At 50.8% G+C, this 12,847-nt stretch carries 8 protein-coding genes and 1 pseudogene; 5 read left to right on the top strand and 4 right to left on the bottom strand.

Annotated elements, in window-relative coordinates; all coding sequences use genetic code 11:
- Positions 1-567 (top strand): FAD-binding protein (locus ACTHS3_RS04600; protein WP_440367254.1); only part of this gene is annotated, 567 nt, incomplete at its 5' end.
- 161 nt (positions 568-728) lie between these two features.
- On the opposite strand, the gene pgmB is transcribed toward ACTHS3_RS04600, so the two are convergent.
- The 3 genes from pgmB to ACTHS3_RS04585 form a co-directional block, all read right to left on the bottom strand.
- The gene (gene pgmB, locus ACTHS3_RS04595) at positions 729-1,394 is read right to left on the bottom strand and encodes a beta-phosphoglucomutase (protein WP_049336215.1); all 666 of its coding nucleotides are present in this window, start codon (positions 1,392-1,394) and stop codon (positions 729-731) included.
- A gap of 12 nt (positions 1,395-1,406) precedes the next feature.
- Entirely contained in the window at positions 1,407-3,665 is a 2,259-nt protein-coding gene (locus ACTHS3_RS04590; protein WP_049336213.1) for a glycoside hydrolase family 65 protein, read from the bottom strand.
- A 74-nt stretch (positions 3,666-3,739) separates the two neighbouring features.
- A complete protein-coding gene (locus tag ACTHS3_RS04585) occupies positions 3,740-5,092 on the bottom strand; it encodes an SLC45 family MFS transporter (protein WP_049336211.1) in 1,353 nt (450 codons plus the stop codon).
- A gap of 339 nt (positions 5,093-5,431) precedes the next feature.
- Between ACTHS3_RS04585 and ettA the strand changes: the two genes are divergently transcribed.
- Positions 5,432-7,108 carry an energy-dependent translational throttle protein EttA gene (ettA, locus tag ACTHS3_RS04580; RefSeq protein WP_049336209.1) on the top strand — a complete coding sequence of 559 codons (1,677 nt, stop codon included), beginning with the start codon at positions 5,432-5,434 and terminating at the stop codon, positions 7,106-7,108.
- Positions 7,109-7,173: 65 nt separating this feature from the next.
- On the opposite strand, the gene mtrR is transcribed toward ettA, so the two are convergent.
- A complete protein-coding gene (gene mtrR, locus ACTHS3_RS04575; RefSeq protein ID WP_440367251.1) occupies positions 7,174-7,809 on the bottom strand; it encodes a multidrug efflux system transcriptional repressor MtrR in 636 nt (211 codons plus the stop codon).
- A gap of 226 nt (positions 7,810-8,035) precedes the next feature.
- Between mtrR and ACTHS3_RS04570 the strand changes: the two genes are divergently transcribed.
- The 3 genes and pseudogenes from ACTHS3_RS04570 to ACTHS3_RS04560 form a co-directional block, all read left to right on the top strand.
- Entirely contained in the window at positions 8,036-9,304 is a 1,269-nt protein-coding gene (locus ACTHS3_RS04570) for an efflux RND transporter periplasmic adaptor subunit (protein WP_070646729.1), read from the top strand.
- 11 nt (positions 9,305-9,315) lie between these two features.
- On the top strand, positions 9,316-12,528 hold the full coding sequence (locus ACTHS3_RS04565; RefSeq protein ID WP_440367249.1) for an efflux RND transporter permease subunit: 3,213 nt from the start codon (positions 9,316-9,318) through the stop codon (positions 12,526-12,528).
- Between the two features lie 56 nt (positions 12,529-12,584).
- Positions 12,585-12,847 (top strand): annotated as a pseudogene (locus tag ACTHS3_RS04560) (multidrug transporter); the annotation flags it as partial.

Below are 12,847 nucleotides of genomic sequence, written 5' to 3'. Positions count from 1 at the left end.
CATCGGCACTGCCTGTCCCAATGCGGCTTGGACATCACGCGCCAAGCCATCCCCGTCCGCCCCGTGCAACACTATACCTGCGGCGGCATCCAAACCGACCCCAGCGGCAGAACCTCCCTGCCGCAGCTCTACGCCTTAGGTGAAACAGCCTGCACCGGCTTGCACGGAGCCAACCGCCTCGCCAGCAACTCCCTACTCGAATGCGTCGTTACCGCCAGACTTGCCGCCCAAACCATCGCGGACGGACAAGCATTCCAAGCTGTACCGTCCCAAAGGTCGTCTGAAAGCCCCTCTGTTGAAGCAGGTATCTTTTCAGACGACCTCCAAAACACCTTCAGCCGTCCCGCCCTGCAAGCGTTCAACCAACGCCATCTCGGCATCCTCCGCAACGATACCGGCCTGAGCCGCGCCATCGCCCAACTGCGGCTTTGGAAGCAAAACCAAGCCGAGCCGCACACCGCGTCTGAATACGAAAACCGCAACCTACTCGAATGCAGCCTCGCTGTCGCCCAAGCCGCATACAGGCGGAGACAGAACATAGGCGCGCATTTTAATAGTGATTGTTAAGGTTGGCAGGTCATAGAAAGTCGTTCAAATAAATTTGAATAGCATGGTTGAAAAGTTGGTATTCAGTCTTTATGGTTGCGTAAGTTGGGTTATCATTCTGTTCTAAAATCAGAAAGGCCGTCTGAAATATTTTTTAGACGGCCTTTTACTTCCTTAATATTTTATCTGTCTGATTGTTCCCATACGTTTTGCAGGTAGGCGTAGGTCAGGTCGGCAGTGTCGGATACCAGCGCGATGTCGCTGCCCAAATCTTCGGCTTTGCCCACGCCGATGGGCAATGCGCCGGCGGCTTTGATGGCGGCGACGCCGGCGGCGGCGTCTTCAATGCCAATGCATTGGCGGATGTCCGCGCCTACGCCCTCGGCTGCTGCGAGGAAGATGTCGGGGGCGGGTTTGGAATGCGCGACGGCGGCAGGGTCGGCAATGGCGTCGAAGAAGTGGGTCAGCCCCATGCGTTCCAGCAGAAACGGACCGTTTTTACTGGCGGACGCGAGGGCGATTTTTTTGCCGTTTGCTCTCAATGCTTCCAGCAGCGGCAAAATGCCGGGGTATACGTCTTCGGGTTTGACTGCCTGAATCATCTCGACGTAGTTGTCGTTTTTACGGCGGGTCAGTTCGGCAAACTCGACTTCGCTGACGGTTTTGCCGCCGTGCGCGAGGATGCGTTTGAGCGAATCGTCGCGCGATACGCCTTTGAGCTGCTCGTTAAACTTGCGGTCGATGCTGATGCCCAGTTCTTCGGCAAGCTTTTTCCATGCGCGGTAGTGGTATTCGGCGGTGTCGGTAATGACGCCGTCGAGGTCAAATAGGACTGCGGTAAAAGTCATTTTGTGCCCTCCTTATTTTTCCAACGCGACAGTGTGGCTGCCGTTGAGCGTGATGTCTTTGCCGTACACCTGCAAATCTAGCGGCTCGCCTTTGAGCAGGGTGAAGACGACGTTTTCTTTGCCGACGGCGACTTTAATCAGACGGCCTCGGTAGTTGATATGGAAGGCGTAGCCTGTCCATGCGCTCGGCAGGAACGGTGCGAAGCTGAGTTTGCCGCCCCAAGTTTTCATTTGGGCGAAACCTTGGACGATGGCGAGCCACGAGCCGGTCATAGAAGTAATGTGCAGGCCGTCTTCGGTGTCGTTGTTGTAGTTGTCCAAGTCCAGGCGGGCAGTGCGCTGGTACATTTCCACGGCTTTTTCTTCTTTGCCCAGTTCGGCGGCGAGGATGGAGTGGATACATGGAGACAACGAGCTTTCATGAACGGTCATCGGTTCGTAGAAGTCGAAGTTGCGGCGTTTTTCGTCGATATTGAAACGGTCGCCGAAGAAGTAGATGCCTTGCAATACGTCCGCCTGTTTGATGAAGGGCGAACGCAGGATTTTGTCCCACGACCATTTCTGGTTGAGCGGCAAATCGTCGGGCGAAAGCGCGGACACGGGGCGGATGTCTTTGTCGAGGAAGCCGTCGTGTTGGACGAATACGCCGAGTTCTTCGTCATGCGGACGGTACATATTCGCGCTGATGTCCGCCCATTTTTCCAGCTCGGCGGCACTCACGTTCAAATCCGGACGCGGGTATTTCGCCAAGGCTTCGTGGGTGTAATCCAATACCCATGCAGCGAGGGTGTTGGTGTACCAGTTGTTGTTGATGTTGTTTTCGTATTCGTTCGGGCCGGTTACGCCGTGAATCATGTATTTGCCGTTGCGTTTGGAAAAGTGGACGCGGTCCGCCCAGAAGCGGGACACTTCGACCAAGACTTCCAAGCCTTCTTTGGCAAGATAGCTTTCGTCGCCGGTGTAGTTGGTGTAGTTGTAGATGGCGTAAGGAATCGCGCCGTTGCGGTGGATTTCCTCGAAGGTGATTTCCCATTCGTTGTGGCACTCGATGCCCGTAAACGTCACCATCGGATAGAGTGCGCCTGCCAAGCCTTGTTCGCGCGCGTTGTGTTGCGCCTGCGGCAGTTGGTTGCGGCGGTATTGCAGCAGGTTGCGGGTAACTTCGGGTTCCGCTAGTGCGAGGTAGAGCGGCACGGCGTAGGCTTCGGTGTCCCAATAGGTCGCGCCGCCGTATTTTTCGCCGGTAAAACCTTTGGGGCCGATATTCAGGCGCGCGTCTTCGCCGTAGTAGGTGGAGAACAGTTGGAACAGGTTGAAGCGGATGCCTTGTTGCGCTTCGTCGCTGCCTTCGATGACCACGTCGGCGATTTCCCAACGGTGCAGCCAGCCTGCTTTGTGTGCGTCCAGCAAGGTTTCAAATGCAACGCCTGCGATTTTTTCCGACAAGGCGCGACCTGCGGCTTTCACTGCTTCCAAGCCCTGATAATCGCGGCTGGTAGTAACAATCACGCGTTTTTCAAAGGTTTCGGGCGTGCTGCCGACTTTAGCTTCAAAAGAATTGGAGACCTGCCAGTCGGTTTGGCTGCCGCCAAGGGCTTTGAAGCTGCCGGCGAAGGTTTGCTCGGCGTTGACGATGAATTGTTCCACGCCGAAGGGATTAGCGACGGTTTGGGTGGCAATGTAGGAGAGGCCGTCTGAAACGCCTTTGTCCAATACCTGCCAGAATTTTTCTTCATAGTTGGAGTCTTCGTTTTTCACATCGGCGTCGATGATGGAATCGATGCGGACTTGGTGGGTTTTGCCGTCAACGGATACGGCTTCCCAGCGGATAACCGCCAGCTCTTTTTGCGCGACGGACAGGAATTTGCACACATCGAAACGCACGCCGAATACGGTGAACGAGCGGCGCAACACGCCGTGCTGCATATCGAGTTCGATGGAGAAGTCGGCAACGTCGTTTTTCGCCAAGTCCACTTCCTGATTGTCGACAAAGATTTTAACTTTGCTGAAATTGAGCGCATTGATGGCTTTGCCAAAATATTTAGGATAGCCGTTTTTCCACCAACCGACGCGGGTTTTGTCGGGGAACCAAACACCGGCGATGTAGGTGCCCAAGTGGCTGTCGGCGGAGTAGGTTTCTTCAAAGTTGCCGCGCATACCCATATAGCCGTTGCCCAAACTGGTCAGGCTCTCTTGCAGCCGTTTGTATTCTTTTTCCAGTTTTGCCGAACGCAATGTCCAAGGGCTGATTTCCATGATTCTTGTGTACATTTATGAAGCTCCTGTTATTAAAATCGTAAGTTCGGCAAAGGTTTCAGACGGCCTTTGCCGATGGTATGGATGGATTATTCGCCGTGGGTCTCTTTAATCAGACATACAGAGAAGGCTCCCAGCAGCAAGACTGCGCCTGCAACCAAGAACATGGTTGCCTGATGGCTGCCCAGCATAGGGAAGAGGATAAAGCTCAGCAGGGAGGCGACGATTTGAGGCATACAGATAGAGCCATTAAACAGACCCAAATAAGTACCCATGTGTTTGCCGGAGAGGGCATTGGTTACAATCGTCAAAGGATAGGTAATGATACCTGCCCACGCGATGCCGATTAAGGTATAAGACAGGATTAATGCGTATTGATTGTGGATAAAGAAAATAGAGAAGAAACCGAGCGCGCCCAGAGCCAGACAACCGAAATAACCGGCTTTATGGTATTTATTCGGTACTTTTGCCAGAATAAACGAACATATGACGGCAGCAATGGATTGCACCGCCGCCAAAACGCCGTACCAGTTGCCTGCTTCTTGGTAGCCTACGGAAGAGGCATCGGTTGTCTGCCAAACGTTTTCTGCAATCGCGCCTGCCGAGTAAGTCCACATATATTGGAAGGCGAACCAGCAGAAGAATTGCACCAAAGTCACCGTCCAAAACGCTTTAGGCGCGGTTTTCAAAAGTTCGAACCAGTTGGCTTTTTCCTGATTCGCGGCGACATCGATGCCGTGATAGCGGGCGTAGGTTTCCGGATCGTATTCTTTGACTTTGAAGATGGTGAACGCACTGGTAATAATCAGCAACGCTGCGCCCACATAGAATGCTACGACCACGGTTTGCGGTACGACGCCTTTTTCGGCCGTGTTCGCCAAACCGATATACGCAAACACAAACGGCAGAATCGCCGCCACAACCGCGCCCGTATTCGCTAAGAAACTTTGAATCCCGTAGGCGTAGCTTTTCTGCTCCTCGTTGACCATGTCGCCGACCATCATTTTAAACGGCTGCATTGCCATATTGGAGGATACGTCCAACAGCGCAATCATCAGCGCGCCAAACGACAAAGCCGCCAAAGAAGCGTAGCCAAAACCGAAGCTGCCCGAGTTCGGCATCAGAATCATGACGATAACTGCAATCAGCGTGCCATAAAGCAGATAGGGCAGACGACGACCGCCCAGGCGCGGCATCCAAGTGCGGTCTGAGTAGTAGCCCACAATCGGCTGAACCAACATACCGGCTAGCGGCGGCAGAATGAAAAACCAGCCCAAATTATGCGGGTCGGCGCCTAAAGTTTGAAAAATTCGGCTCATTTGTGAGCTTTGCAGGGTAAAGGCCGTCTGAACGCCGAGATAGCCGAAGCTCAGCATCCAAATCGTACTTTTTGCCAGTGACGGCAAACCTTGTTTTGCTGTTTTTTGCGTATTTTCCGACATGAGGTAAATCCTTTTTTTAAAAGTATTTTTATTGAGAAATCTGAAAGGTTCCTTGGTGTGGCGTTCTCTGTCGTTATTGTTTGTGTGCGTACTTTCAAGGATATAGGTGCATTTTATGAAGCGCGCCGGATATTGGCAATGCCAGTTCAAGGATAAACTGGCTTAAATCAAATTTTTTGCGGTTTGGCATTGATACCGTCGGGCAATGAGGGTATCGGTTCGGCTCGGTGTATATTTTGATGCTTATTTCTATTTTCAGACGGCATTTGAACAAGCAAGTATTGGGGCAATAGGTTAAAATGGGCCGTCTGAAATTTGTTTGATGAAAACGAGAAAACTATGTCCCAACAATACGTCTATTCTATGCTGCGCGTGAGCAAGGTTGTGCCGCCGCAAAAAACCATTATTAAAGACATTTCCCTTTCATTTTTCCCCGGTGCAAAAATCGGTTTGCTCGGTTTGAACGGTGCGGGTAAATCTACTGTACTGCGGATTATGGCGGGCGTGGATAAAGAATTTGAGGGCGAAGCCGTGCCGATGGGCGGCATTAAAATCGGCTATTTGCCGCAAGAGCCTGAGCTTGATCCTGAGAAAACTGTGCGCGAGGAAGTGGAAAGCGGTTTGGGCGAAGTGGCTGCCGCACAAAAACGTTTGGAAGAAGTATATGCCGAGTATGCCAATCCTGATGCGGATTTTGACGCGTTGGCGGAAGAACAAGGCCGTTTGGAAGCGATTATTGCGGCGGGTTCATCTACCGGCGGCGGTGCAGAGCATGAATTGGAAATTGCTGCCGACGCGTTGCGCCTGCCTGATTGGGATGCCAAAATCGGCAATCTGTCCGGTGGTGAAAAACGCCGCGTCGCTTTGTGCAAACTCTTGTTGAGCAAGCCCGATATGCTGCTGCTGGACGAACCGACCAACCACTTGGACGCAGAATCTGTCGAATGGCTGGAGCAATTCTTGGTACGCTTCCCAGGTACAGTCGTTGCCGTAACACATGACCGCTACTTCCTCGACAACGCCGCCGAATGGATTTTGGAACTCGACCGCGGATACGGTATCCCGTGGAAAGGCAATTACTCGTCTTGGCTGGAGCAGAAAGAAAAACGCTTGGAAAACGAGGCAAAATCCGAAGCTGCACGCGTGAAAGCGATGAAGCAGGAATTGGAATGGGTGCGCCAAAATGCCAAAGGCCGCCAAGCCAAGTCCAAAGCGCGTTTGGCGCGTTTTGAAGAAATGAGCAACTACGAATACCAAAAACGCAATGAAACGCAGGAAATCTTTATCCCTGTTGCCGAGCGTTTGGGTAACGAAGTGATTGAATTTGTGAACGTTTCCAAATCGTTTGGCGATAAAGTGCTGATTGACGATTTGAGCTTCAAAGTACCTGCTGGCGCGATTGTCGGCATCATCGGCCCGAACGGCGCGGGTAAATCTACGCTGTTCAAAATGATTTCAGGCAAAGAGCAGCCTGATTCCGGCGAAGTAAAAATCGGCCAAACCGTGAAAATGAGCCTGATTGACCAAAGCCGCGCAGGTTTACAAAACGACAAAACCGTGTTCGACAATATTGCCGAAGGCCGCGACATTTTGCAGGTTGGCCAGTTTGAAATTCCAGCCCGCCAATATTTGGGACGCTTCAACTTCAAAGGCAGCGACCAAAGCAAAATTGCAGGTCAATTGTCGGGCGGCGAACGCGGCCGTCTGCACTTGGCAAAAACCTTGTTGAGCGGCGGTAATGTGTTGCTGCTGGACGAACCGTCTAACGACCTCGACGTGGAAACCCTGCGCGCGCTGGAAGATGCATTGCTGGAATTTGCCGGCAGCGTGATGGTGATTTCGCACGACCGCTGGTTCCTCGACCGTATCGCTACGCATATTTTGGCTTGTGAAGGCGACTCTAAATGGGTGTTCTTTGACGGCAACTATCAAGAATACGAAGCCGACAAGAAACGCCGTTTGGGTGAAGAAGGCGCGAAACCGAAACGTATCCGTTACAAACCGGTAACACGTTAAGCAGGTTTGAACCAAAAGGCCGTCTGAAACTTTTAATGTTCCAGACGGCCTTTTATTTTTGATGTTTATGATTGTTTTCTTAATTGCGGATGGTTTTCCAATGTATCAATGATGATTTCAATCATGCGTGGGGCAGTTTGCGCCAAATCGAAGCCTTGACCTGAAGAAAGCCAGCGCCAAATCAAGCCGTCTAATGAAGACTTGATGAAGATGACTGCCATATCGATATCCAAATTATCCGCCAATGCTTTTTGTTGTACCGCATCAGTCAGGACGGCAACGATTTTTTCACGCCATAGTGATTGGTGTTTTTTAGCGATGGCAATGACCGCCTCGTTTTGCTCGGTGTGTTCGCATTTTAAAAACAAAATGCTGTGGAATTTATAGTGAAGCTCGTTGTGTTGCAGCCGCTCGAAAAAACGGGTCAGGGTCAGTCGGAAGCTTGACCAAGCCTGTTCGTTATTGTTGTTCGAGTCTCCTTTTATGCAGCTTTCGATGTCGTCGCAAATCCGTTGGAACAAGGCGTCAAACAAATCTTCTTTGTTTTTGAAATGCCAATACAGCGCGCCGCGCGTTACGCCTGCGGCTTGGGCGATTTCGTTGAGCGAAGTGCGGGCAATGCCTTTCTGATAAAACGTATCTAATGCGGCAAGCATGAGATATTCTTTGGTTTTTAAGGCTTCGGTTTTGGTTCTTCTCATAGTTGTTTTGTGGGAAATGTAAATTTATGGTTCGGATTATAAAAAATTACTTCTGAACATGCAAGAATGTATGTATAATTCAATTCAATACTTGATATTGTTTCTCAACACTATATAATCAGCCTGTTTTTCATAAAAGCAGGCAATTTCTGTTTGCGAAATATGAGATTAAAGTAATCAATTTTTAATTAGTCAAACCCTTATTTATCATAGAGATAGGAAAATTATGGCTCTTTATGCTTCTAAAATGATGCGTGTCGCGGCGATTGCAGCAGCTACTGCGTTGGCGCTTTCCGCTTGCGGCAAAGGCGATGAAAAAGCAGCCGGCCAACAGGCGCAAGGCAGTCAGCAACAGCAAAAACAACCTGCGCCTGAAGTCCGCGTGGTTACCGTGCATCCGGAAACCGTTGCATTGACAACCGAGTTGCCGGGCCGTCTGGAATCGTTGCGTACTGCCGAAGTTCGCGCCCAAGTCGGCGGTATTTTGCAAAAACGCCTGTTCCAAGAAGGCAGCTATGTGCAAGCCGGTCAGCCTTTGTACCAAATCGACAGCTCATCTTATGAAGCAAACTTAGAAAGCGCACGCGCCCAGTTGGCGAGTGCGCAAGCGACTTTGGCTAAAGCGAATGCCGACTTGGCCCGCTACAAACCGCTGGTTGCCGCCGATGCCATCAGCCAACAAGAATACGATGCGGCCGTAACCGCCAAGCGTTCAGCAGAGGCAAGCGTCAAATCTGCACAAGCAGCCATCAAATCTGCCGGTATCAGCCTGAACCGCTCCCGCATTACTGCGCCGATTTCCGGCTTTATCGGTCAATCTAAAGTTTCTGAAGGTACGCTGTTGAATTCCGGTGATACTACTGTTTTAGCTACGATCCAACAAACCAATCCGATGTATGTCAACGTTACCCAGTCTGCGAGTGAGGTCATGAAACTGCGTCAACAGGTTGCCGAAGGCAAATTGTTGGCGGCAAACGGCGCGATTGCAGTGGATATCAAATTTGACGACGGTACCGTTTACCCTGAAAAAGGCCGTCTGCTGTTTGCAGATCCGACTGTCAACGAAACAACCGGTCAAATTACCTTGCGCGCCGCCATTCCTAACGACAGAAATATCTTGATGCCGGGCTTGTATGTGCGCGTGTTGATGGAGCAAGTGGCAGTAGATAATGCATTTGTAGTGCCGCAACAAGCAGTTACCCGCGGTTCGCAAGATACTGTGATGGTAGTGAATGACAAGAGCGAAATGGAAGCGCGTGTCGTGACCATTGCCCAACAGCAAGGTAGCAATTGGGTTATTACAGACGGCCTTAAAGACGGCGACAAAGTGATTGTTGAAGGCATCAGCATTGCCGCTATGTCGGGTGCTAAACAGGTAACGCCGAAAGAATGGACGCCGCCTGCAAGCGCTGCGGCAGCAACACCGGCAGTTTCAGACGGCCAAGCTGCATCCGAGGCCAAGCCTGAAGCTAAAGCTGCATCTGAAGCCAAATAAGGAACGCGTGAATGTCTAAGTTTTTTATTGACCGCCCCATCTTTGCATGGGTTATTGCGATTTTTATCATCGCAGCGGGTATTTTCGGCATTCAAAAACTGCCGATTTCCCAATATCCGTCCGTTGCTGCACCGACTATTACTTTGCGCGCTACTTATCCGGGCGCTTCGGCTCAGGTAATGGAAGACAGCGTACTGGCCGTTATCGAACGTAATATGTACGGTGTGGAAGGTTTGGACTATATGACGACTTCTGCCAATTCCAGTGGCAGCGGCAGCGTCAGTCTGACGTTTACACCGGAAACCAATGAAGATTTGGCGCAGGTAGACGTGCAGAACAAATTGTCGGAAGTGTTGTCCACATTGCCGTCTACCGTACAGCAATATGGTGTAACCGTATCTAAAGCGCGTTCCAACTTCTTGCAAGTGGTCATGCTTTCTTCTGAAAAGCAATCCATTGAGGAAATGAACGATTACGCCCAGCGCAATATCATTCCTGAACTGCAGCGTATTGACGGGGTAGGGCAGGTACAATTGTTTGGTGCGCAACGCGCCATGCGTATTTGGGTTGACCCGAAAAAACTGCAAAACTACAACCTGTCTTTTGCAACGGTAACCAATGCGCTTGCGACACAAAATATCCAAATTTCTGCAGGCTCTATCGGCTCTTTGCCGGCGGCTGCAGGTCAGACTATTTCAGCAACTGTGACGGCGCAAGGTCAGCTGAGCACTGCTGAAGAGTTTGGCAACATCATTTTGGTATCCAATACCGATGGTTCTAATGTCTATCTGAAAGACGTTGCCAAAGTCAGCTTGGGTATGCAGGATTATTCTTCTTCCACCCGCTTGAACGGTGTGAACACCACCGGTATGGCAGTGATGTTGTCTAACAGCGGTAACGCTTTGGCAACGGCGACTGCCGTGAAAGAAAAAATGGCGGTTTTGCAGAAGTATTTTCCAGACGGCATGAGCTGGAAAATTCCTTACGATACTTCCAAATTTGTGGAAATTTCGATTGAGAAAGTAATCCATACACTTTTGGAAGCCATCGTATTGGTATTCTTGGTGATTTATCTCTTCCTGCAAAATATCCGCTATACGCTGATTCCGACTATTGTCGTGCCGATTTCCCTGTTGGGCGGTTTTGCCTTTATCTCATATATGGGTATGTCGATTAACGTATTGACCATGTTTGCGATGGTATTGGTAATTGGTATTGTGGTCGATGATGCGATTGTGGTCGTTGAAAACGTTGAGCGTATTATGGCGAGCGAAGGTCTGCCGCCTAAGGCTGCAACCAAAAAAGCGATGAGTCAGATTTCCGGCGCGGTGATCGGTATTACTGCCGTGTTGATGTCCGTATTTGTGCCGCTGGCAATGTTTAGCGGTGCAACCGGTAACATTTACAAACAGTTTGCCCTGACCATGGTGGCATCGATCGGCTTCTCCGCATTCCTTGCTTTGACGCTGACTCCGGCATTGTGTGCCACCATGCTCAAGCCGATTCAGAATGGTCATCACGAAGAGAAAAAAGGTTTCTTCGGTTGGTTTAACAAGAAATTCGACAACTGGACACACGGCTACGAAGGCTGGGTAGCCAAAGTCTTGCGCAAGACTTTGCGCATGATGGTTGTCTATATCGGTTTGACTGTTGTGGGCGTATTCCTGTTTATGCGTCTGCCGACTTCCTTCTTGCCGACTGAAGACCAAGGTAACTTGATGTTGAGCGTACAGCTGCCTGCCGGCGCGACCAAAGAGCGTACCGATGCAACTTTGGCTCAAATCACTCAACTGGCGAAATCTGTACCTGAGATCGAGAACATTATTACCGTTTCCGGCTTTAGTTTTAGCGGTTCCGGCCAAAACATGGCTTTGGGCTTTGTCATTCTGAAAGACTGGAGCGAACGTACTGCTCCGGGCAGCGATGCGACTTCTATTTCCGGTAAGTTGACCGGCATGATGATGGCTACGCTGAAAGACGGTTTCGGTTTGGCGATTGTGCCTCCTGCCATTATGGAATTGGGTACAGGCTCCGGCTTGACGATTTACCTGCAAGACCGTAACAACAGCGGCCATGCCGCATTATTGGCCAAGCGCAATGAGTTGATTGACAAAATGCGCAAAAGCGGTTTGTTTAACCCAAGTACCGTTCGTGCGAGCGGTTTGGAAGATGCGCCGCAGTTGAAAATCGACATCGACCGCTCTGCCGCAGCAGCACAAGGTATTTCGTTCTCTGACATCCGTACTGCTTTGGCTTCTGCTTTGGGTTCGTCTTATGTAAACGACTTCCCGAATCAAGGCCGTCTGCAACGCGTGATGGTACAAGCTGATGCGAGTGCCCGTATGCAGCCTGCCGATATTCTGAACCTGACTGTACCGAATAAATCCGGCGTTGCCGTACCGCTTTCTACCATTGCTACTGTTTCTTGGGAAAACGGTATGGAACAAAGCGTCCGCTTCAATGGTTATCCGGCAATGGAGCTTTCCGGCTCGCCTGTTAATGGCGTATCTTCCGGTCAAGCCATGGCTGCGGTACAGCAAATGGTTGATGACATGGGCGGCGGTTACAGTCTGGAATGGGGAGGCCAGTCTCGTGAAGAGGCTAAAGGCGGCTCGCAAACTGTCGTATTGTACGCATTGGCCGCTGCCGCTGTATTCTTGGTATTGGCTGCTTTGTACGAAAGCTGGTCTATCCCGTTGGCGGTTATCCTTGTGATTCCGTTGGGCTTGATTGGCGCGGCATTGGGTGTGACTGGCCGTAACATGTTTGAAGCATTACTGGGCAGTATTCCGGCATACGCCAACGATATCTACTTCCAAGTCGGTTTCGTTACGGTGATGGGTTTGAGTGCGAAAAACGCGATTTTGATTATCGAGTTTGCCAAAGACCTGCAAGCGCAAGGCAAGAGCGCGCTTGAAGCTGCGCTTGCCGCCGCACACTTGCGTTTCCGTCCGATTATCATGACTTCGTTTGCCTTCATCTTGGGCGTGGTACCGCTTTATGTTGCCAGCGGTGCCAGCTCCGCCAGCCAACGTGCGATTGGTACGACCGTGGTCTGGGGTATGTTGATCGGTACGATTCTGTCTGTGTTCCTTGTGCCTTTGTTCTATGTGGTTGTGCGCAAATTCTTTAAAGAAACCGCACACGAGCATGAGATGGCCGCCAAACACGCCGCTGAAGCCGGCATGATTGAAGACGGTAAACACGATTCAGACAAGCACTAAAGCAAAGGCCGTCTGAAAAATTTTCAGACGGCCTCAAAATGCTAAAGGATTCTAAAATGAAGAAGATTACATTCAAACCTGTACTGACCGCCGTTGCCGCCGCCGTGGCTTTGTCGGCCTGTACCATGATGCCGAAATATGAGCAGCCTCAAGTTGCCGTGGCCGATACGTTTAAATACGACACTGTTGACGACGGTATCCGTGCAGCCGAATTGGGTTGGCAAGATTACTTTGCCGATCCTCGCCTTCACCGCCTGATCGACATCGCATTGGAACGCAATACCGATTTGCGTACAGCCGCGCTGAATGCGGAAATCTA

This window comes from Neisseria sp. P0009.S007, assembly GCF_051962515.1.
The sequence above is the reverse complement of the archived record's forward strand: the minus strand, read 5'-3'. Positions and strand labels throughout refer to the sequence as shown.